The sequence below is a fragment of the Bifidobacterium bifidum ATCC 29521 = JCM 1255 = DSM 20456 genome (assembly GCF_001025135.1).
In the GTDB taxonomy this organism is placed as follows: domain Bacteria; phylum Actinomycetota; class Actinomycetes; order Actinomycetales; family Bifidobacteriaceae; genus Bifidobacterium; species Bifidobacterium bifidum.
Genome location: NZ_AP012323.1, coordinates 663,025 through 685,146 on the forward strand (window position 1 = coordinate 663,025; position 22,122 = coordinate 685,146).

A 22,122-nucleotide genomic window follows, 5' to 3' on the forward strand; every position below is an offset into this window, starting at 1 on the left:
CATGGATATCCACAGCTATCCACATCGCCGACGAGCCTGCGCGATTTCTCACGATGTGGGTGATACGGCGATTCTGGGAGGATTACGACAGCGTGCATTGGTACGATAGGGCGTTATGAGCGAGAACATCATGCGAATCATTGATCTACGGGGCAAGAACCTGTCCCGCGCCGAGTTACTTGCCGCGATGCCGCGCGCCGCGATGGGCACTTCCGAAGCCACCGATCTGGTGCGGCCTATTCTTGACGACGTCAAGGAACGCGGCGCCGCGGCCCTGCGAGACTTCGAGGAGAAGTTCGATCATGTGCGTCCCGAGCACCTGCGCGTGCCGGTCGAGGCGATGACCGCGGCACTTGAGACGCTTGATCCCGAAGTACGCGCCGCCATCGAGGAGTCCGTGCGTCGCGCACGCGCCGTCGCCGCCAACCAGGTGCCGAAGGACTTTTACACCGATCTGGCCGAAGGCGCCCGCGTCGCCGAGCGTTGGATTCCGATCCAGCGCGTCGGTCTGTACGTGCCCGGCGGCAAGGCTGTCTACCCGTCTTCCGTGATCATGAACGCCGTGCCGGCGCAGGCCGCTGGCGTCGAGTCGCTGGCCATCGCCACTCCGCCCGCACGCGACAACGCGGAAGGACTGCCCAACAAGACCATCCTCGCCACCTGCGCCATCCTCGGCGTCGACGAGGTCTACGCGGTCGGTGGCACCCAGGCCATCGCCATGTTCGCATACGGAGCCAAGGGCTCCGAGCCGCAGGACGGAGACGTGCTGTGCGACCCGGTCGACAAGATCACCGGCCCGGGCAACATCTTCGTGGCCACCGCCAAGTCGCTCGTCTCCGCGTTCGTGGGCATCGACGCGGTCGCCGGCCCCACCGAGATCGGCATCATCGCCGACAAGACCGCCGACCCGAGCCTGCTGGCCGCCGACCTGATCGGTCAGGCCGAGCATGACGAGCTCGCCGGCTCCGTGCTGTTCACCGATTCCACCGAGATCGCCGAGAAGGTTCAGGAGTCCCTGAACTACCGCGTGCCGCGCACCGAACACGCCGAGCGCGTCCACACGTCGCTGTCCGGAAGCCAGTCGGCCATCGTCCTGACCGACAGCCTCGACCAGTCCATCGACGCGGCCAACGCATATGCGGCCGAGCATCTCGAAATCCAGACTGCCGACGCGGACGCCGTCGTGCCACGCATCAAGAACGCGGGCGCCATCTTCCGCGGCCCGTACTCCCCGGTGCCGCTGGGCGATTACATGTCCGGCTCCAACCACGTGCTGCCCACCGGCGGCACCGCCCGCTTCGCCGCGGGACTCGGCGTGCACACGTTCATGAAGCCCGTCGAGGTCATCGAATACGACGAGGAGGGCCTGAAGGCCCTCGCTGCGCGCATCAACGCCTTCGCCGTCTCCGAGGACCTGCCCGCCCACGGCGAGTGTGTCCTGTCGCGCTTCGTCAAGGATCCGTACGACAAGGCCACGCTGCGCGAACAGGAGAAGGAAGCCGGTCTGCGCTAAGGGCTGCTTGGGTGGTTTGCCCCCCCAGTCTGCCGCGTGCGAATGCGAATACAACCCCCGTCAGCGGGACTATAGACGGAAAGAACAGAGAGCAATGAGTGAGAACAACAGCAATGCAATTCCGGCGAGCCTGCCGCTCAGGGACGATCTGATCGGCGAGGAGCCGTACGGCGCGCCGCAGCTCGACGTGCCGGTGTGCCTGAACGTCAACGAGAACCCGTATGCGCCGGATCCAGCCGTGTGCGACACCATCGCCAGGCGCGTGCGTGAGATCGCGCCCACGCTCAACCGCTACCCGGATCGCGAGCATATCGAACTTCGCCAGGCGTTCTCCGACTACCTCGCCCGCGAATCCGGCACCCGTCTCGACGTGGACGAACTGTGGGGCGCGAACGGCTCCAACGAGATTATGCTCCAGCTGTTCCAGGCCTTCGGCGGCCCGGGCCGCACCGCCTTGGGCGCCGACCCGACCTACTCCATGTACCCCGAATACGCGCGCGACACGTTCACTGGCTGGAAGCTCGCCCACCGCAACGCCGATTTCACGCTGAACGTCGACAGGGTAATCGAGGCCATCGCCGAGGTCAAGCCCTCGATGGTGCTGCTCACCAGCCCGAACAACCCCACCGGCACGCCGCTGCCGATGGCCGACATCGAACGCATCCTCGCCGCCTGCGAGACCGCCGACGTGGCGGGCGCGGGCGAAGGCGTCCACCCGATCCTCGTCATCGACGAGGCGTACGTGGAGTTCCGCAAGCCCGGCACGCCGAGCGCGGTCTCGCTCATCAAGAACCACCCGAACCTCGCCGTCAGCCGCACGATGAGCAAGGCGTTCGCATTCGCCGGCGCACGTGTCGGCTATCTCGCCGCGAGCAAGGGCATCATCGACTGCGTGCGCATCGTGCGTATGCCCTACCACCTGTCCGCCGTGACCCAGGCCGCCGCGCTCGCGGCGTTCGAACACACCGACGAGCAGCTGAGCCGCGTCGAGCACTTGCGTGAGATCCGCGAATCCACCGCCGAATGGCTGTCACGTCAGACCTACAAGGGCGAGCCGCTCGAAGTGGCCGAGTCCGGTTCGAACTTCCTGCTGTTCGGTGGGCATTTCGACGACCGCGAGGCCATCTTCGACGAGCTGCTCAGGCGCGGCGTGCTCATCCGCGTGGTCGGCCCGGACGGCTGGCTGCGCATGTGCATGGGCACCGACAAGGAGATGGAACAATTCCGTAACGCGCTGACCGAAGCATTGCGTATTGTAGAAAGCAGATAACAACTCCCGAAACGCCGGCGGCGCGCGCGACCATTAACGTCATGACCCGTCGTCGGCGACCGCCGACCGGCACACTGGCCGGCAGGCAAGCCGGGACTTATCGGGACATATCAGGATCAAGGACCAAGGAGCACATCATGGCGCGTACCGCGCACATCGTCCGCGAGACCAGCGAATCGCACATCGAACTCAGCCTGAACCTTGACGGCACCGGCAAGACCGACATCGACACCTCCGTGCCGTTCTACAACCATATGATGAACGCGCTCGGCAAGCATTCGCTCATCGACCTGACGATTCATGCGCACGGCGACACCGACATCGACGTGCACCACACCGTCGAGGATACGGCCATCGTGTTCGGCGAGGCGTTGAAGCAGGCGCTCGGCGACAAGCGAGGCATCCGCCGCTTCGCCGACGCCACCGTGCCGCTCGACGAGGCGCTCGCCAAGGCCGTCGTCGACATTTCAGGCCGTCCGTACTGCGTGTGCTCCGGCGAACCCGACGGCTTCGAATATTGCATGATCGGCGGCCACTTCACAGGCTCCCTGGTACGCCACGTCATGGAATCCATCGCCTTCCACGCCGGCATCTGCCTGCACATGCAGGTGCTCGCCGGCCGCGACCCCCACCACATCGCCGAAGCCGAATTCAAGGCGCTCGCGCGGGCGCTGCGCTTCGCGGTCGAGCCGGATCCGCGCATCCAGGGCCTGATCCCCAGCACGAAGGGCGCACTGTGATGAGCGGCAACGACGACAGGCACGGCGGAGACGACGGTTTCGACGACGACATCCATTTCAGCGACGAGGAACTTGAGGCCGCGCTGGACGGATTCGAGAAGGAATTCCGCGATTCGAACGCGGCTGCCGGCGAACCGGCGAACGACGCCGCGGCCGACAGCCCCGCAGACGATGCGGGGGCCGCGGATTCCGGTCAGGCACAGGAGGCCGACACCGCGGCCGCGTTCGACGACGAGCTGCAAGGGCTTCTGGGCAACAAGGCGAAGGCCGCCGTGCTGATTACGCGTGTCGCGTCCGCCCGCCTGCTCGCCGCGTTCTGCCAGCTGTCGGACGTGTCCGCCGACTGCATCGGATCGGAGGAAGGGGCCGTGGCCATCCTGCGCAACCTTGACGGCGACGGGCCCGAAGTCGCGGCACGCGACCTCACCATCGTCGTGTCGGGCATGTCGCTGGTGCTCGCCGTCAACCGTGCGGACAAGTTGGAGGCGACCGTCTATCTGCAAGGCAAGCCGGGGCAGACGATCGCCCCGCCGCTGCTGTTCACATCGACGGCGCCGTTCGTGGAGGATCTGCTGCTTGGCATCACCGACGAGGACGGCCTGATCGGCACCGGCATGAAAGTCGAACAGTCCGCGGATCTCGACCATGACCAGGCCATGGCCGTCATCGCGGAACACACGAAGTTCGGGCGCGGCTCGTCGCGCATTGAATAATCGGGCGGCCGGCGGTTGACGCCGCCCGTGCCCGTGCAGCCAAGGATTTTCAGACTGAAGGAGACGACATGACATCGGTGGTGGTATTCGACTATGGATTCGGCAACGTGCGTTCCATGGTGCGTGCGCTCGCCAATCTCGGCCTTGACACGACACTGACCTCCGACTACCGGCAGGCGCTTGAGGCGGACGGCATGGTCGTGCCCGGCGTCGGCGCGTTCGCCGCCTGCATGACCGGCCTGCGCGAGGTGTCGGGCGACCGCGTCATCCTCGACCGTCTGCGTGCCGGCCGCCCTGTGCTGGGCGTGTGCGTGGGCGAGCAGATCATGTTCGAGCGCGGCAACGAGCACGCAGACACCACCGAAGGACTTGGACTGATCGGCGGTACCGTCGATCTGCTGGATGCCGATGTCGTGCCGCACATGGGATGGGACACGGTCGAAGCGCCGTCCGGTTCCGCGCTGCTCGAAGGCGTGGAGAACGAACGGTTCTATTTTGTGCACTCCTACGCGGCGATGAGCGCCACCGCGAAGGATCTGAGCGCCGAGCAGGTCGATCTGGGCGGCGACGAGCATATCACGTGGTGCACGTATGGCCGCAGCAGATTCGTCGCCGCCTATGAGCGCGGCCCGCTGTCGGTCACCCAGTTCCACCCCGAGAAGTCCGCCGACGCCGGCAAACAGCTGCTGCGCAACTGGGTCGGCACGTTCTCGAAGTAGCCGGCTGAACGGCATGACCAGCCGGCGCGGCCGGGAACCCCGACTCACCCGGCAACGCGGACGGCGGGCCCCGAGCCTCAACGACTTCAACGATTCCAAAGGAGAACAACCATGTCACTCACATTGCTTCCCGCGGTCGACGTGCGCGACGGCAAGGCCGTGCGCCTGCGCCAGGGCGAATCCGGCTCAGAGACCGACTACGGCAGCCCGCTCGAAGCGGCCCGCACGTGGGTCGAGGCCGGCGCCGAGTGGATTCATCTCGTCGATCTGGATGCGGCGTTCGGCACGGGGAACAACCGCGCGCAGCTGCGTGAGATTGTTCATGAGCTCGGCGACAAGGTCAACATCGAGATGTCCGGCGGCGTGCGTGACGACGACTCGCTGTCCGCCGCGCTGGAGGCCGGAGCGGCCCGCGTGAACATCGGCACCGCCGCGTTGGAGAACCCCGAATGGACCGCCTCGGTCATCAAGCGGTACGGCGACCGCGTCGCCATCGGACTTGACGTGCGCGGCCACACGCTCGCCGCCCGCGGATGGGTCAAGGAGGGTGGCGACCTGTTCGAGACGATGAAGTTCCTCGACTCGGTCGGATGCTCCCGCTACGTCGTCACCGATGTGGCGCGGGACGGCATGATGAGCGGCCCGAACATCGACCTGCTGCGCGAGGTCGCGGAACGCACCGATGCCAAGGTCACCGCTTCCGGTGGCATCAGCAAGCTGGACGACCTGCGCGATATCAAGATCCTCGCCGATTTCGGCGTGGACTCGGCCATCCTCGGCAAGTCGCTGTACGCCCGCGCGTTCACGCTCGAAGAGGCGCTCGAAGTCGCCCGCTGACCGATACGGCTGTCGACGGGGGCCGCCCCCCCCGCCGCCCGTCACCGTCGGCTGGGCGGCCGGCGGCCCCTGCTCACTTCTTCGCGCCGCTTTTCTTCGAGCAGGGGAGCTCGCCCTTCTTGATGAGCTTCCTGAACAGGGAGTAATCCTCCTCGTTCTGCTCCGCATACGCCTGGGCGAACGCGGCTATCGCCTGGTCGAACTCGTCGGTGCCCCCAAGATAGTTGGCGATGGCCACGCTGTCGCCGGTGCGGGCATGCGCGTGCGCCAGGCACCATGCGCACATGCGGCCCAGATCCGACAATCCCAGCGCGTTCAGATGATCGATGTCGATCGAGCCCTTGCCGTTCCAGAATTGGCGCACGTAATAGTCGCGCGGCCGGCCGTCCTCCGCCACGAAACTCGCCCAGCCGAGCAGCACGTCGGCAGTGGATTGGATCAGCTTCTGCCCCTGCACCACACGCTCGCCATGCGTCGCATACGGCGAGCGGCCGACGAACCGTTCGAAGACCGACTCGTTGGCCTCCTTCATCTGCAGCATCAGCGGGTCGTCAAGCCCCCGTCCGGTGAGAATCGACACCCAGGCGCGGGTTCCGACCGAGCCGACGCCCACGACCTTGCGGGCGGTGTCATGGTACCGATAACGGTTCAGCACGTAACGCCGGTCCTCGTACAGGCTTTGCCGGTAGCTGTCATACAGTGCGTCCAGCCTCTCCCGCAGCACCCCGAGATCCGCATAGTCCTGCAGCTCGCTGATCGGCACCAGCTCCGGCGGCTTCGAGCGGAACCGCAGCCGCTTCTCGCCGCTGTCAAGATAGGTGAGCTTCGCGGCCGCATGGTCGGAATCACGCACCGACGCGCGCAGCGCGGCGTCGCGCAACGTGCGGTTGCGCTTGCCGTTCACCGTGCTTTCGTAATGGTCGAGCGCCGCCTCCACGTCGAGATGGTCGTACCAGACGTCGAGGAAGTCCATCTGCGAGAACTGGCGGATATGGTCGCGGTACGAGTGCACGCAGCGTGCGACCGCGTTGCGCCGGTCCTTCTCCTTGATGCCGTTCGCCCGCCCGCAGATCTCCACGGACACCGCGAGCCGCTTCACGTCCCATTCCCACGGTCCCGTGGCTGTCTCGTCGAAGTCGTTGATGTCGAACACGAGCCGGTCGCTGGGGGAGCGGAACATGCCGAAATTGCCGATATGCGCGTCGCCGACCGCCTGGACGGGGATGCCGGTGGTCGGCGTGTGCGCGAGGTCGTTCGCCATGATGAGCGCGGTGCCGCGGTAGAACGTGAACGCGGAATCGCTCATGCGGTAGTACCTCAGCGGGATCAGATCCGGCACCCGCTGCGCCGACTGTTCCTCCAAAAGCCCGATCACGTCGCGCCGGCGCGGCACGATCTTCCAGTCGGCGTGGCTCTCCAACGGTGTGGTCTTGCGCAGCGCGATGCCGGCCTTGGCCTGCCCCAGCGGCGTGTCGGCCATGTGCCATGACATATCGATGATGGGATGGTTCTCGCTCATGGCTCCACGATAACGCCGACGCGGGAGCGACATTCCGGCGATGCCCCGGCGTGTCCGATGGCATGTTAACGAGTCTCGTAACACGGACGTGAAACCATGAGGGATTATGGATAAGCAGCAAGAGTTTGCCCTGCGCACGGTTGAGGAACGCGACGTGCGCTTTATTCGGTTGTGGTTCACTGACGTGCTGGGCACGTTGAAATCCGTGGCCATCGCGCCCGCCGAGTTGGAGGCGGCGTTCGAGGAGGGGCTTGGCTTCGACGGTTCCGCCATCGAGGGAATGACGCGCGTGTCGGAGGACGACATGATCGTGCAGCCCGACCCGTCCACGTTCCAGATACTGCCGTGGCGTGGCGGCCCGCAGGGTACCGCTCGCATGTTCTGCGACATTCTCACGCCCGACGGCGAGCCGTCCCTGGGTGACCCGCGCCACGTGCTCAAGCGTGCGCTCGCCAAGGCGAAGGAGAAGGGTTTCACGTTCTACGTGCACCCGGAGATTGAGTTCTATCTGTTCGAGAACCAGACCGACTGGTCGAAGGCGCCGACTCCAATCGACGAGGGCGGCTATTTCGACCATGTGCCGCGCAGCCCGGGCATGGACTTCCGCCGCGCCACCGTCAACATGCTGGAGCAGATGGGCATCTCCGTCGAATACTCGCACCATGAGGCGGGTCCCGGCCAGAACGAGATCGACCTGCGGTATGCCGACGCGCTGACCACGGCCGACAACATCATGACGTTCCGCACGGTCGTCAAGGAAATCTCGCTGGAGCGCGGCATCCACGCCAGCTTCATGCCCAAGCCGCTCGCCGACGCGCCCGGTTCCGGCATGCACACGCACCTGAGCCTGTTCGAGGGTGATTCCAACGCGTTCTACGAGGCCGGCCAGGAGTTCAACATGTCCCTGACCGCCCGACAGTTCGCCGCGGGCATCCTGCATCATGCGGCGGAGATCTGCGCGGTCACCGACCAGTTCGTGAACTCGTACAAGCGACTGTGGGGTGGTGCTGAGGCGCCGAGCTACATCTGCTGGGGTCACAACAACCGGTCCGCGTTGCTGCGCATCCCGCAGTACAAGCCCGGCAAGGGCAACTCCGCGCGTATGGAGTTCCGTGGACTCGACCCGGTGGCGAACCCGTATCTGGCGTATTCGGTGCTGCTCGCCGCCGGTCTGGACGGCATCGAACAGCAGATGACGCTGGGCGAGCCGACCAGCGACGACGTGTGGGAGCTGACCGACGCCGAACGTCAGGCGATGGGCATCGAGCCGCTGCCGGATTCGCTGGACGCCGCACTGAAGATCATGGAGAAGTCCGATTTCGTCGCGGACGTGCTCGGCGAGCATGCGTTCGAGTATTTCCTGCGCAACAAGCATCAGGAATGGGACGAATACCGTGGCCAGGTCACGCCGTACGAGTTGAAGAAGTACCTGCCCAAGCTCTGACGTGACGTGAAACCGGCCGACTACCGGCAAACAAGAAACAGTGTGGGGATGATGGCTGCTGATCCGGCCATCATCCCCACACCGTTTTTGCTTGCCGAACCGACCGCCGCAGGATGCCGCTGCGGTCACTCGACCTTGCGCGGCGTCATCTTCTTGGTGACCATGTCGTTGCCCCCGTAGGTGCTGGACAGGCGAACCTTGACCGGCTGGCCCGGGTCTTCGACCACATAGGAGACCGTCGCCTTGGCCAGGACCCCCGGCTGGACGGAGCGGCTGAAACTCATGTTCTCGTACCCTTGTGGGAGCGGCGGCTCGGTGTAGTAGTTCATTTCCAGCTGTGAGCCGTCCTGCGTGACGGTGAGCTTCACGGCGTTGGACAATGGCTCATTGGCCTCGGATTGGTTCACCCATGTGATGGTGACGATGATGGTGTGACGGCCCTGATAGTCGTCGGGGCCCGTCGTCACGTCGTCGATGGAGACGAGGGCGTCCCCGCTGTAGCTGCTGATCCGCTTCATCTTGCGCTTCTCCGCCTCGGCGGCTTTCGGGGCGGGAGCGATGTCGTCAGGCTGGACCTGCTCGTATTGCGTGCCGCTGGTCGGTGCCTTGAACGCGGACACGATGCCCTCATGGTAGCGGGTCGCCTGATTGGCTACGACGTACAGGTCGCCCGTCGCGTCGTTCAGCTGGTACGCGATGGTCGCGTCGCTTTCCTCGCCCTTTGCGATCTTGATGTCGTCCGACTGCGTCTTGTACCCTTCGATGGATGAGCCGCCGCGGCTGTGCAGGTAGGTTTTGTTCAGGCCGATGCCGCTCTGATATACCTGCAGGTCCATGGCGAGTTCCCCGAAGGTCGTATTGGCATCGCCGGTGTTCTTCCAATGGTAGGTGATGATCACCGTCTTGTGCCCGTCGTGATCCGTGGGGCCGGTGGTCGCCTTGGCTATGGTGACCGTGGCCTTCCGGTTGCCGAACGATGTCGTCTCGCCGGTTTTCACGCGGGTCGGCTTGTTGTCTTGGGAGGGCGACTTGAATGAGTACGATGAGTCGTCTGAGTCGCTGCTGCCGCCTGTGCTGATGATATGACTCACCAGGTTTGATCCCAGCGCGAACACGATTATGGCGATGACGGCAACCCAGGATCGGCGCTGGCGCTTCGTGGCTCCGCCGGGTTTGCGGTCGCTCTTGGACTGCACGTGTCCGTAGCCGCCGCGATATGGATGGCCGTTGTAGGACGGATTGAGGGGAGCGTCGCCCGCTCCGGTCCGTGCCGGCCCGCCTGGTTCGTCTGCGGGGCTCGGGGCGGCCGGCTTGCCTGCCGGTCGGCGACGATCGGCATCGGGGCTGATTCGGCCGCTTCTGGGCTGCTGATACGCCGGCTCGTCGACCTGCGAGGTCTGGGAATCGATGCTGATGTACGCCGGCGAATCGTCCACATCGAACGGCGATACATAATCGTCGTCATGATGCCTGCTGAACAATCCCATGCCTGTTCCCTTGTCTCTCGGCCGCGCACGGTGATGCATGTCTTCTCCCATTGTAGGCGGCGTGCCGGTGCAGCGCGAGCGCCGGAAGGTGAAGACCGTCGAAATCGCCGGTGAATGATGGGCCGTGCGTCTTCGGCGCGTCTCCTGCGTGTCTCGGGGGCCTTGCGCGGCAGGAGGTGCCGCTAATGTATGTTCCGTCTGGAAGAAGAGAAAAACAGCAGGGGTACGGTCATGTCCGGTTCCGCCATCCGTGGGCGGCAGGGGAGCGAACGCTTCTTCACGCTGCCGGCCGTCACGCTGATCGCGTCCAGTTTCGTGCTGGGCATGAGCGATTTCGTGGTCGTGGGCATCCTGTCCGACATCGCCCACGGGTTGCGGGTCTCCGAGGTCACGGTCGGCAATCTGGTGTCGCGGTTCGCCACCCATCTGACGTTGATCGGCGTGTTCCTCGCCGGCAACATCCTGTGTGCGCTCGCGCCGAATTACGCGGTGCTGCCGCATTACAGCCACATGGCGAAGGTCGGTTTTCTGCCGCAGTTCCGCATGCGGGCCGGCAATGGCTGTCTCAGTGCCTTGCGTCTCCGAACCATCCCCGGTAGATGATCGAGAAGTTCCTGTTGCCGTAGCTGGAGCAGGAGTCTCCTTCCCCGGCTCCAGCGGCGAGCGCGGCCTCGTTCGGCTGGTAGGGCGTGTAGATGTACAGCAGTGCGGTCGCCTTGTTGCCGATGACCACGTTGGCACCGCCGCAGCTCGTGTTCGGATGGAACCTGACGAAGTTGAGCTTGCCGACATGGTAACCGTATGATGCCTCATGCCGCACGTAATACCTGTATCGATGCGCCGCGCCGTAGACCTGCCGGAAGAAGCCTGCGTACTGCGGGTCGCAGTCGTTGTCGTCGGGGCAGCTCAGGCCCATGGCCGCCTTGAACTGGAAGTCGGTCGGCTTGCTCGCGGTGACGAGCTGCTGTTCCTTCTGCAGCACGGTAAGCAGCACTTTCTGGCTGATGCCGCATGATCGCGACGATTTGTCGATGATCGTCGCCGCAGTCTCTCCCTTGGCGCCGTCGTATCCGTCGCAGTACCGGTCATCGGGCTGGTCCGTGGTGTCGAACGTGCGGTTTTTCAGGCATCCCGTCCCGGTGCAGTCGCCGCCGTGCTCATCGAGGAACGATTGCACTTCGGTGCGGCTCATCGCATAGCCGTTGAAGAACTGGCCGTCGGAGATGATGTTGCCCGGGTCGAAACCGTATCGGTCGCCCAGATTCTGCTGTCGTTCCTCGGCCGTCACGAGCGCGATGCGCTGTCCGACGAACGAGGTGGTGCCCCACGCCAGCGCCACGGCGCACACCGCCGCCAGCGCGGTGCCCGCCACCGCGAGGATGCGCCTGCGCCATCCAGCCCGCTTCCACCAGCGGCGCAGCGTGTTGCGTCGGGCCTTCGGCTTCGGGCGGCGGATCGCGGACCGTGCCGCTGTGCCGTGCCTGGTGTTTTTGGTGTTGTTTCCCCTGATGTTTTTCTTGGCGGGCGTACCGGGCCGGCGGTTGCGTTGCTTGCCGCCGTTCCGTCCTCCGGTCCGCCCGGTGTTGTTCCCCTGCTTCTTACATGTTGTCATCGTCCGTCATTGTAGCGCGGGGATATGTTGGATGCGCGGACTGGCCGTGCGCGGCGACGGGGGAGAGGCCGCGCACAGCGCTATTTGCCGAGCGTTTTCTTGATTCGCTGCAAGCTGACCGGCTTCGCGGTGCCAAGCTCCTGGGCCCACAGAGAGACGTAGAACTCCTCCAGCATCCAGCGCGCGTCGTCGGCCTGTTTCGTCAGTGCCTCATGGCGTGGGCCCGCGGGCTCCGTCTTGGCACGCTGAACGGCCTTGTCGACCAGCTGTCGCGCCTCGTCGGCCTCCCAGGCCCATCGCACGTCGCGGTTCTTGTCGTTCTTCGCCTTGGTGAGACGGATCAGGTCGGCCTCCAGATACTTCGGTATGCGCGGCAGGGCGGCGGGCGGCATCGCGCCGATGAACCCGGGGAACACCAGCGTGGCGATATGCTCGCGCACCGATTGCAGCACCGACAGCATCGGCAGGTCGGCCTTGCCGGAGGTCGCCTTGTCGACATTCGCGTACGCGCGCAGGATGGCGATGACATCATGGGCGAGGGCGTAGACGGTGTCCTCGTAGACCTCGGTCACCCCCATCACCGCATCGGCGAGCGCATCGTCGTCGGGGAGCGTGTCGATGTTCGGCAGCAGACGTTTGACGGTGGCCAGCTGCAGGTCCTCCACCAGCGCCTTGGTGGAGGGGTATGGCGCCGACGCGAGCATCAGCGCCTCGGCGCCGAGCCACCGAGACGAGATACGCTCCGAAGGCATGCGCAGCGCGTCCAGGGCGCCCCGCCACAGCATCACCGCGCGCGACTCGCTCGTCGCCCCGGCCTTGTGCAGCAGGTTGGCCTGTTCGACCAGTTTGCCCTGGCTGGCGGCCTGTTCCGCCTTGTGTTCGACCATGCGCCGGGCGGATGCCTCCGCCTGTTCGGCGAACTGCCGTTGCAACGCGGTCAGGGATTTGCCTGAACCCAGTACCTTCACCGGGCCACGTGCATGCCGCCGCCCGCGTGCGTTGCGCGGCGCGGGGAGTTGCTGCTCGATGGAGAACGTCATCCGCAGATAGGCGGGCAGCTTCTCCCATAGTTCGCCGGTCAGCACCTCCGGGTGGATCTGAGCGCCCACGGTGTCGATCGCCGCCTGGGTGAACACGTGCGGCAGGTCGGGCCATGCGTGGCCCTGGCCGTCGGACGTGCCGGTGCCGGGCAGGGCCGGATACCGGTCGTCTATCCATGCGCGGATCTTGCGCGCGGTGTCCGGTGCGGGCACGAACTGCACGCGCAGTGATTTCGGCAGGGACTTGATCAGCCCCACGATCAGCTCGTCGAGCAGTCCGGGAACGTTCCATGTGAACTGTTCCGGTGTCAGACGGGACAGCGCCTTGAGCGGCACGTGCACGGTCACGCCGTCGGCGGGGTCGTGCGGGTCGTAGATGTAGCTGAGCCGCAGGTCGATCGGCTGGCCGTCCGTGCCGAGCGCATGCCAATGGTCCGGATAGTCGGCGAGGCTCACCGACTCCGCCGATGACAGGCGTTCGACCTTGTCCGGGTCGAAATCGAGCAGATGCGGGTGTTCGCCGTGCTCGCGCTTCCACCATTTCGCCAGGTCGGCGACGCAGGTCACGTCATTGGGGATGACCGACTGGTAGAAGTCGTAGAGGTCCTCGTCGCTGACGGACTGCGAGACCTGCCTGGTGCGACTGGCGTCCTCGGCCGCCTCGTCCAGGATGTCGCGGTTTCGGGCCAAAAAATCGTCATAGCTGAACCGCTGCTGGACGTCCCCCTCGACAAGGCCCTGCCGGATCAGGAAGTCGCGGGCCTCCATGGGGTTGATGCGCCCCCATTGCACGGTGCGGTCCGAGATGATCGGCAGACCGTACAGCAGCACCTTCGCCGTGGCGACGGCGGAGCCGCGCGAACCAGACCAGTGCGGCTCCGCATACGTGGTGCGGGTCAGCTGCCCGGCCAGCGGCTCGGCCCACGCCGGGTCGATGGCGGCGCTGTACCTCGCCCACAGGCGGCTCGTCTCCACCAGTTCCGTGCTCATCACCCACTGCGGGGTGGATTTGGCCACGGCCGAGGCCGGGAACAATGCGAAATGAGTGCCTCGCGCGCCCTGATAGTCGTTCTTCGCCATCTTCTGAGCCCGCTTGATGGCCTTGGCCTTCGCCGCGCCCTTGAGACCGGCGAAATCGGAGGCCTTCGGCTCGCGCACGATCTGCATGCCCATCATCGACAGCAGGCCGGAGAGCATCGACGTGTGAATGCCGCGGTCGTCCCACGAGCAGCACAGCGAATGGGCCGCCTGCTGGTTGATCGGCAGCTGGCGTACCGCCAGATCGGGGCGGGAGGCCGGCTGCGGGGAGCCGACCTTGAACTTGAGTTCGCGGCACATCTCCGTCAGCTGATTGACCAGGTCCTTCCACTGGCGTACGCGCAGCCAGCTGAAATACTCGCTCTTGCAGATACGGCGCAGCGCATTGTTGCTCGGCTCGCCATCGGCCTGGAAGATACGGTCCCAGATGTTCAGCGCGGTCAGATAGTCGCTGGACGGATCCGCATACCGGTTGTGGATGCGGTCGGCCTCATCCCGGGCCTCGTCCGGGCGTTCACGCGGATCCTGAAGGCTCAGGAACGCCACGATCACCAGCACGGCAGCCAACGTGTCGGGCGTGCTGGATTTCGCGGCCTCGATCACCATGCGGCCGAGACGGACATCGATGGGGATGCGGGCGAGCTGCCGTCCGACATGCGTCAGCGTCACCTCGCCGCGCTTGCGGCCGATCGCCTTGAGCTCCGTCAGCTCGTTGAAGCCGTCGGAGACCGCCTTCATGTCCGGCGGGTCGATGAACCCGAAATTCGTCACATCCTCGGCCGTACGGGCGACGCCCACCGACAGCATGTGCAGCACCACGGCACCCAGCGATGTGCGCAGGATCTCCGGCTCGGTGAACCGAGGACGGTTCTCGTAGTCCTCACGCGAATACAGGCGGATGGCGATGCCGTCCGCGATACGGCCGCACCGGCCGGACCGCTGGTCGGCGCTCGCCTGGCTGATCGGCTCGATGGGCAGCCGCTGCACCTTGGCGGTCTTCGAATACCGGCTGATGCGGGCCGTGCCCGGGTCGACCACGTAGCGGATGCCCGGCACGGTCAGTGACGTTTCGGCCACGTTCGTGGCGATGACGATGCGCTGGTGCGTGTGCGGCTCGAAGACGCGGTGCTGCTCCTTGGACGACAGGCGGGCGAACAGCGGCATGATCTCGATGGCGTCGGGGTGGCGCATGTCGTCGGCGCGCGGGCCGTAATGGCGGCGCAGCGCGTTCTCGAACTCGTGGATGTCGCGCTCGCCGGAGGCGAACACGAGGATGTCGCGGGCGCCGCGCTCATGGCTGGAATGGATGATGAGCTCCGCGCACGCCCTGGCGACTGCCGTGGGCATGTCCATGTCGGGTTCGCGAGATGAGCCACGGTCCCGGCCGCCGTCGGAGGGCGCCGCCGACAGTTCGGCATACGATTCCTCGCCGGGCATCGCGCCGGTCTCGAATCCGGGCACGTGCCGCATCAGCGCGGGCGCGGTGCCCAGCGGCTCGTAGACGACCTGCACGGGGTAGGTGCGGCCGGAGACCTCGATGACCGGAACCTTCTCGTGCAGCGCATGCTCGAAATGCTCCTGAAACTTCACCGAATCGATGGTCGCCGAGGTGATGATCAGCTTCAGGTCGCGACGTTTCGGCAGCAGCGCGGTGAGGTATCCGAGCAGGAAGTCGATGTTCAGGCTGCGCTCATGCGCCTCGTCGATGACGATCGTGTCGTATTGCCGCAGCTGGGGGTCGCGCTGGATCTGCGCCAGCAGGATGCCGTCGGTGACGACGCGCAGCCGGGTCTTCGGCGACGTCTCGTCGGTGAACCGCACCTGATAGCCGATCTCGTCGCCCAGATGGACGCCCATTTCGGAGGCGATGCGTTCGGCGACGGTTCGCGCGGCGAGCCTGCGCGGCTGCGTGTGTACAATCTGCCGGCCGTGCGTACCGCGGCCGAGCTCCAGCAGGATCTTCGGCAGCTGCGTGGTCTTGCCCGAACCGGTCTGGCCCGAGACGATGACGACCTGGCTTGATGACACCGCCTTGGCGATGTCATCGCGAGCCGCCGAGACCGGCAGCTCGGAAGGATATGTGAATTTCATCCGTTTACTTGTTCCTCAACACTTCAATGACGCGATATCCCTTCGCGGAATGATACTTCGACACCTCATAATCGTCGCCCAGCGCGGTGGCGAGCCAGGGGATCAGCGAGTCGGCGCCCAAGTTTTTCTGCACCACCAGGTACGCGGCGCCTGCGGGGTTGAGCCGCGGCAGCCACGTCATCAGCAGGTCGTGCAGCGCGTCCTTGCCGATGCGGATCGGCGGGTTCGACCAGATCGCGTCGAACGTCAGATCGGCCGGCACCTGCTCCGGCGACGCGGCATGGATGTGCTCGCAGCCGTTGGACTTGGCGTTGGCGCGGGTCAGGTCGAGCGCGCGTTCGTTCACGTCCACGGCCCAGACGTCGGCCTTGGGCGAGGCGAACGCCAGCGCAAGCGACACGGGTCCCCATCCGCAGCCCAGATCCAGCAGCGTCCCCGTCTCCGGCGGCTCCGGCACCTCGCGCAGCAGCACCGACGTGCCCAGATCCAGGCGCGAGCCGGAGAACACGCCGTTCGACACCTCGACCACGGCATCCTGCCCGCGCAGCGTCACCTTCATGCGACGGCGAACGTCCTCGGAGGACGGTTCGGTGGCGAAATACTGTTCGGTGGCGTTCCCGTCCCGCTTCGAGGCATCCGAGGCATGCTGCGTTTTCATTCGTTCTCCCGCATATAGATGAGTGATGGCTTTCGACTTGGAACCATGATAGTCAAAGGCATGGTTAGCGGGGGAGGGCTGTGGATTCCTTTGCCTTCGAGAGCTCTGCGTCTCTTCGAGAATGCTTTCTGGCGCAATTATCCGGTAGATATCTACCGCAGTGACATTGCGTGGTGCACAATGCAATTGTCGGGCGGATGGATTCCGCCATCAATGGCGAAAGGATGGGATCATGAGTGGTGCGGATAAACTGGGATACCTGATTCGTGCGCTTTCGAGGACGAAGCGCAAGGATTACGAGAATTACGTCGTCAATGCCATATGGAACCGGTTGGCGATGGACGATGTCAAGCCGGTCACGCAACAGCTGGTGTTGTGGCCTGACGGGCGTCGGTCGTTCGTGGACCTGTATTTTCCTCAGGCGATGATCGGGGTGGAATGCGATGAGGCCTATCATCAGAGGCAACGGGAACGTGACCGCGAGCGCGAGATAACCATCACGGACGTGCTGCGTCAGATTCGCGGCGAGGACTATCGGGCGTTGCATGTGGATGTTTCCGGATCGTATGAGCAGGTGGAGCGATCCATCGACGACTGCGTGCGGCGGATACGTGCAGAGATCGAACGGCGCAGGCAGGCGAACGAGTTCACGCCGTGGACGGAAGCCTACGTCGATTACAAGGAGTTCTACAAGACGAGGGACGCCGTCAGCGTTGCGGATGACGTCGGCTTTCCCCGAATCGCCGACGCGGTCAACACGCTGTGCGGTTCCGAGTACAAGAGATTTCAGGAATCCTGGTTCGTCCCCAGCGTGATGCGCCAATGGTACGGCGACCGATATCGAGTCTGGTTCCCGAAGCTCGCCATAGGCGGGAAGGCCGTGGCAAACGGTTGGAACAACCGGCTGTCCGATGACGGCACCTATATCTACGAATACAACGAGGACGCCGATCTGGTGGATCCGGTCGGCGACGGCGACCCCAATGACATCCGTATAACGTTCGCCAAGTCCGCCGACCCGGTGACGCGGATTCAGGCGTATCGATTCGTTGGCGTGTTCCGCCGGATCTCGAACAGCGAGGACGGAACACGGAAGCGGTACCAGCGCATCGAAACCGTCTTCCCGATTCATCGCACGCCTTGTCTGCCAATCCACAGATAATGGCAAGCGTTTGGAGAACGTCGTTCCGTACTCACCATCGTGCATGCGATGCGGATCACCTGCGATGCGGACCACCGTGGTGTGGTTCATGCCTGCAGGGGCGTTTCGTGTCGGATGCCGAGTGACAGATGTCGAGTGACGGATACCGAGTGGCGGATGACGAGCAGAGAGCATGAGTGACAGCAGAGGTGCCATTGAGCCAACAGAATACCGTTGATGCGAATCAGGCCGGTCAGCCGGGCGAACAGGAAGAGCCGGTGCTGACCGGTGTGCTGGCCGACCAGTCGGACGTCTTGCTGGACGAGAACGGCGATGGGCACGTCGGGCAACGGGACGCCGAGGAGTGGGAGGAGCGCGAATCCCGCAACCAGCTCAAGCATGTCGCGGGTCTCGGGGAGCTGCAGGACGTCACCGAAGTCGAATACCGCAAGGTCCGCCTTGAGCGTGTGGTGCTGGTGGGCGTGTGGTCCAGCATGACCACCACCGCGGCTCAGGCCGAGGAGTCGCTTCGCGAGCTCGCCGCACTGGCCGAGACCGCCGGAGCGGTGGTGTGCGATGGTCTGCTGCAGCATCGGTACAAGCCCGACTCCGCCACATACGTGGGTTCGGGCAAGGCCCGCGAGCTGGCCGACATCGTCGCCGTGAACGAGGCTGACACCATCGTCGTCGACGATGATCTGCCGCCCAGCCAGCGGCGTGCGCTGGAGGATGCCACCAAGGTCAAGGTGGTGGATCGCACCGCGGTGATACTCGACATCTTCGCCCAGCACGCCACCAGCCGTGAAGGCAAGGCACAGGTGGAGCTCGCGCAGCTTGAATACATGCTGCCGCGTCTGCGCGGTTGGGGCGGGTCGCTGTCGCGTCAGGCGGGCGGCCGTGCGGCCGGGGCCGACGCGGGCATCGGATCGCGAGGCCCGGGCGAGACGAAGATCGAGATGGACCGTCGCGTCATCCGGAGCCGGATAGCCAGATTGCGGCGCCAGATCGCGCAGATGGCCCCGGCCCGTGAGGTCAAGCGCGGTTCGCGTCGACGGTACGGGCTGCCGACCATCGCCGTTGTCGGATATACGAACGCCGGCAAATCCTCGCTGACGAATCGTCTCACCGGTTCCGCGGAGCTGGTCGAGAACGCCCTGTTCGCCACGCTCGACACTGCGGTGCGTCGAGCCCGGGCCAAGGACGGGCGACTGTACGCCTACGTCGACACCGTCGGCTTCGTGCGAAACCTGCCGACCCAGCTGATCGAGGCGTTCAAATCCACGTTGGAGGAGGTCGCCGAAGCCGACATCATCCTACATGTGGTCGACGGTTCGCACCCCGACCCGTTCTCGCAGATTGACGCCGTCAACGACGTGCTCGCCGACATCGAAGGGGCCGAGGAGATACCGCGCGTCGTCGTGTTCAACAAGATTGACCGAATCGATGCGGCCACACGCGAGCGGCTGGCGGCGCTCGAACCGGAGGCGAGTCTGGTGTCCGCCGCCACGGGAGAGGGTCTTGACGACCTGCTGCGGCGCATCGAATCTATGCTGCCCGTTCCGGGCGTGCACGTGTCTGCGCTGCTGCCCTACGACGCCGGTTCGCTGCTGTCGCACGTGCGCGAATACGGCAACGTCGATTCCGTCGACTATCGCGCCGATGGCATATGGATCGAGGCGGATGTGGACCGCCGACTCGCCGCCCAGATCGTCGATAGGGCGATCGATGAGACGGACGGTGATGGCAGCGATCACATCGATGCCGAGCATGATGTCGATTGAGTGTTCTACCCATTGCCGCTGACGCAATGTCTGTGAGCGTTCACAACAATGTGACGCAAATCACCTTGCCTTCGGGGCGATAATGACTACGGCAATCAGCGCAAACGTCATCATGTGTAGATACAGTAAGTGTGTTGTCAAAATGAACCCCGCCAAACACGGGGCACTGTGCTAAGAGAGGTCTAGCAAACATGGTGGATTCACCCATTAAGCCCACAAAGCTCGCCATCGTCGGTGCCGGCGCAGTCGGTTCCACGCTCGCCTTCGCCGCCGCCCAGCGCGGTGTCGCCCGTCAGATCGTCCTCGAAGACATCGCCAAGGAGCACGTCGAAGCCGAAGTCCTCGACATGCAGCACGGCTCCAGCTTCTACCCCACCGTCTCCATCGACGGTTCCGATGACCCTGAGATCTGCCGTGACGCCGACATGGTCGTCATCACCGCAGGTGCCCGTCAGAAGCCCGGCCAGTCCCGCCTCGACCTCGCCGGCGCGACCATCAACATCATGAAGTCCATCATCCCGAACATGATGAAGGTCGCCCCGAACGCCATCTACATGCTCATCACCAACCCGGTGGACGTCGTCACGCACGTGTGCCAGAAGCTGTCCGACCTGCCGACCAACCAGATCTTCGGTTCCGGCACCAACCTGGACTCCGCTCGTCTGCGCTTCCTGATCGCCCAGCAGACCGGCGTCAACGTCAAGAACGTGCACGCCTACATCGCCGGCGAGCACGGTGACTCCGAAGTCCCGCTGTGGGCCTCCGCCACCATCGGCGGCGTCCCCATGTGCGACTGGACCCCGCTGCCCGGTCACGAGCCGCTCGATGCCGCCAAGCGCGAGGAGATCCACCAGGAAGTCAAGAACGCTGCCTACAAGATCATCAACGGCAAGGGCGCCACCAACTACGCCATCGCCATGTCCGGCGTCGACATCATCGAGGCCATCCTGCGCGACTCCAACCGTATCCTGCCCGTCAGCTCCATGCTGAAGGACTTCCACGGCATTTCCGACGTGTGCATGTCCGTGCCGACGCTGCTCAACCGTAAGGGCGTCAACACCGCCATCAACACCCCTGTCTCCGACCGCGAGCTTGCCGCCCTGAAGCGCTCCGCTGAGACGCTGAAGGAAACCGCTGCCCAGTTCGGCTTCTGATATCGGATTGATTGACGGGGCGCCGGTGCAGATCGGCGCATGAACCGCCCTCAGTCTTGCTTCGCGCCTTGCCATGCTGGCGCGGCTGTCGGTCAGGAGCCGGCGGTGCTCTCATCTTGCCCTCCCCGGTGGGAAGGCCATCGAGTGAAGCGAGACTGGGGGTGGTTTTGTTTATCGGCAGGGGTCCTCCTCGTCCTGGTATTCGCCCGCATCTGCTCACAGAGAACGTCGGCGCGCCGTTCGATTCGGTGTATAGTGAACCCTGTTGTTTGAAAACCTCGGCTTCGGCCGAGGTTTTCGTCGTTCTAGGGCTATTGAAAATGATTGTAGGAAACAGTTTCACATAGCAGGCAGAAGGAGAGGTACACTATGCCGCACATGCATGGAACGGTGAACGAGGTGACGCGCGGCAGCAAGGCGCACCAGCGACGGCTTATGATGACGCTGACCTTGACCGGCACGGTGTTCGTGGCGGAGATCGTCGGCGCCATCATCACCGGATCACTGGCATTGCTGGTGGATGCCGGGCATATGCTCACGGACATGTCGGTGTTGATTGCATCGACGGTGACGGCGGTGCTTATGCGTCGAAAGCCCAACAGCTCCCGCACCTGGGGTTGGGCCCGGCTTGAGGTGCTGACCGCGGAGGCGGGAGCGATGATCCTGCTGTTCGTCGGATTGTATGCGCTGATCGAGGCGGGGATGCGACTGTTCGGAGGATCCGCCGAACATGTGGCGGACAGTGGGCTGCTGCTGTTCTTCGGCATTCTGGGTCTGGCTGCCAATGTCGGCTCGATCATCATCCTTGCCGGGCAGCATAACGACAACATGAACATGAAAGCCGCGTTCCTCGAAGTGGTGAATGATGCCCTGGGCTCGGTGGCGGTCATAGCGTCGGCCGTGGTCATGATGCTCACCGGGTGGGATGGCTTCGATGCCATCGCCGGCGGCCTGATCGCGCTGCTGATGATTCCACGTGCGGTGAAGCTGTTGCGCGATGCGCTGAAAGTGCTGCTGGAGGAGACCCCGGACGGATTGAATCTCGACGAAGTACGTACGCATCTGGAGAATATCCCCCACGTCGTGGCCGTCCATGATCTGCATGCGAGCACCGTGTCCACCGGCATGCCCATGCTCATGGCGCATGTCGTGGTGGAACCCGGCATGAGCATGGATCAGGCGGCGAATGTGCTCAGCCAACTGCAGGACTGCCTGCGCGAGCATTTCCCCGTCTCGATTCCCCACACCACGTTCCAGCTCGAACCGCAGGGGTACCGTTCGCCCAGCGCCGAACAGCTGCACTCCTGAATGGGACGCCGCATTGCGCGGCTTGATACGACAATGGGTTGGGTGATTGCCTGAAAT

At 64.5% G+C, this 22,122-nt stretch carries 16 protein-coding genes and 1 pseudogene; 12 read left to right on the plus strand and 5 right to left on the minus strand.

Annotated elements, in window-relative coordinates; genetic code table 11:
• Positions 1-115 precede the first annotated feature (115 nt).
• The 6 genes from hisD (at position 116) to priA (ending at position 5,792) form a co-directional block, all read left to right on the plus strand.
• Complete coding sequence (hisD, locus tag BBBF_RS02610; RefSeq protein ID WP_021648451.1) at positions 116-1,513, plus strand: histidinol dehydrogenase; 1,398 nt, start codon at positions 116-118, stop codon at positions 1,511-1,513.
• A 94-nt stretch (positions 1,514-1,607) separates the two neighbouring features.
• Positions 1,608-2,783, plus strand: a complete 1,176-nt coding sequence (locus tag BBBF_RS02615; RefSeq protein ID WP_021648452.1) for a histidinol-phosphate transaminase — start codon at positions 1,608-1,610, stop codon at positions 2,781-2,783.
• 137 nt (positions 2,784-2,920) lie between these two features.
• Positions 2,921-3,523, plus strand: a complete 603-nt coding sequence (gene hisB / locus BBBF_RS02620) for an imidazoleglycerol-phosphate dehydratase HisB (protein WP_003812269.1) — start codon at positions 2,921-2,923, stop codon at positions 3,521-3,523.
• On the plus strand, positions 3,523-4,236 hold the full coding sequence (locus tag BBBF_RS02625; RefSeq protein ID WP_014759989.1) for a hypothetical protein: 714 nt from the start codon (positions 3,523-3,525) through the stop codon (positions 4,234-4,236). Before hisB ends, BBBF_RS02625 begins: the two co-directional genes overlap by 1 nt.
• 68 nt (positions 4,237-4,304) lie before the next feature.
• Positions 4,305-4,955 carry an imidazole glycerol phosphate synthase subunit HisH gene (gene hisH / locus BBBF_RS02630; protein WP_003812274.1) on the plus strand — a complete coding sequence of 217 codons (651 nt, stop codon included), beginning with the start codon at positions 4,305-4,307 and terminating at the stop codon, positions 4,953-4,955.
• 111 nt (positions 4,956-5,066) lie between these two features.
• Positions 5,067-5,792 (plus strand): bifunctional 1-(5-phosphoribosyl)-5-((5-phosphoribosylamino)methylideneamino)imidazole-4-carboxamide isomerase/phosphoribosylanthranilate isomerase PriA, encoded by a 726-nt coding sequence (gene priA, locus BBBF_RS02635; RefSeq protein ID WP_003812275.1) that lies wholly within the window; start codon positions 5,067-5,069, stop codon positions 5,790-5,792.
• Between the two features lie 73 nt (positions 5,793-5,865).
• Here the strand turns inward: priA and BBBF_RS02640 are convergent, their stop codons facing one another.
• Entirely contained in the window at positions 5,866-7,311 is a 1,446-nt protein-coding gene (locus BBBF_RS02640) for a DUF2252 domain-containing protein (RefSeq protein WP_021648453.1), read from the minus strand.
• Between the two features lie 106 nt (positions 7,312-7,417).
• On the opposite strand from BBBF_RS02640, the gene glnA reads away from it, so the two are divergent.
• Entirely contained in the window at positions 7,418-8,755 is a 1,338-nt protein-coding gene (gene glnA / locus BBBF_RS02645) for a type I glutamate--ammonia ligase (RefSeq protein WP_003812280.1), read from the plus strand.
• Positions 8,756-8,880: 125 nt separating this feature from the next.
• On the opposite strand, the gene BBBF_RS02650 is transcribed toward glnA, so the two are convergent.
• Positions 8,881-10,242, minus strand: a complete 1,362-nt coding sequence (locus BBBF_RS02650; RefSeq protein ID WP_021648454.1) for a DUF5067 domain-containing protein — start codon at positions 10,240-10,242, stop codon at positions 8,881-8,883.
• Between the two features lie 231 nt (positions 10,243-10,473).
• On the opposite strand from BBBF_RS02650, the pseudogene BBBF_RS10580 reads away from it, so the two are divergent.
• A pseudogene (locus tag BBBF_RS10580) lies at positions 10,474-10,737 on the plus strand (MFS transporter); the annotation flags it as partial.
• A 70-nt stretch (positions 10,738-10,807) separates the two neighbouring features.
• On the opposite strand, the gene BBBF_RS02660 reads toward BBBF_RS10580, so the two are convergent.
• From BBBF_RS02660 to BBBF_RS02670, 3 genes are all read right to left on the minus strand, one after another.
• Positions 10,808-11,854, minus strand: coding sequence for a hypothetical protein (locus BBBF_RS02660; RefSeq protein WP_021648455.1), 1,047 nt, complete (start codon positions 11,852-11,854; stop codon positions 10,808-10,810).
• Between the two features lie 80 nt (positions 11,855-11,934).
• Positions 11,935-16,023, minus strand: a complete 4,089-nt coding sequence (hrpA, locus tag BBBF_RS02665) for an ATP-dependent RNA helicase HrpA (protein ID WP_021648456.1) — start codon at positions 16,021-16,023, stop codon at positions 11,935-11,937.
• 4 nt (positions 16,024-16,027) lie between these two features.
• Positions 16,028-16,681, minus strand: a complete 654-nt coding sequence (locus tag BBBF_RS02670; protein ID WP_021648457.1) for a class I SAM-dependent methyltransferase — start codon at positions 16,679-16,681, stop codon at positions 16,028-16,030.
• Between the two features lie 232 nt (positions 16,682-16,913).
• On the opposite strand from BBBF_RS02670, the gene BBBF_RS02675 reads away from it, so the two are divergent.
• From BBBF_RS02675 to BBBF_RS02690, 4 genes are all read left to right on the plus strand, one after another.
• Complete coding sequence (locus BBBF_RS02675) at positions 16,914-17,843, plus strand: AbaSI family restriction endonuclease (RefSeq protein ID WP_003812291.1); 930 nt, start codon at positions 16,914-16,916, stop codon at positions 17,841-17,843.
• Positions 17,844-18,100: 257 nt separating this feature from the next.
• Entirely contained in the window at positions 18,101-19,603 is a 1,503-nt protein-coding gene (hflX, locus tag BBBF_RS02680; protein ID WP_003812294.1) for a GTPase HflX, read from the plus strand.
• A gap of 191 nt (positions 19,604-19,794) precedes the next feature.
• On the plus strand, positions 19,795-20,757 hold the full coding sequence (locus BBBF_RS02685; protein WP_003812295.1) for an L-lactate dehydrogenase: 963 nt from the start codon (positions 19,795-19,797) through the stop codon (positions 20,755-20,757).
• Positions 20,758-21,126: 369 nt separating this feature from the next.
• Complete coding sequence (locus BBBF_RS02690) at positions 21,127-22,065, plus strand: cation diffusion facilitator family transporter (RefSeq protein ID WP_003812298.1); 939 nt, start codon at positions 21,127-21,129, stop codon at positions 22,063-22,065.
• Positions 22,066-22,122 lie beyond the last annotated feature (57 nt).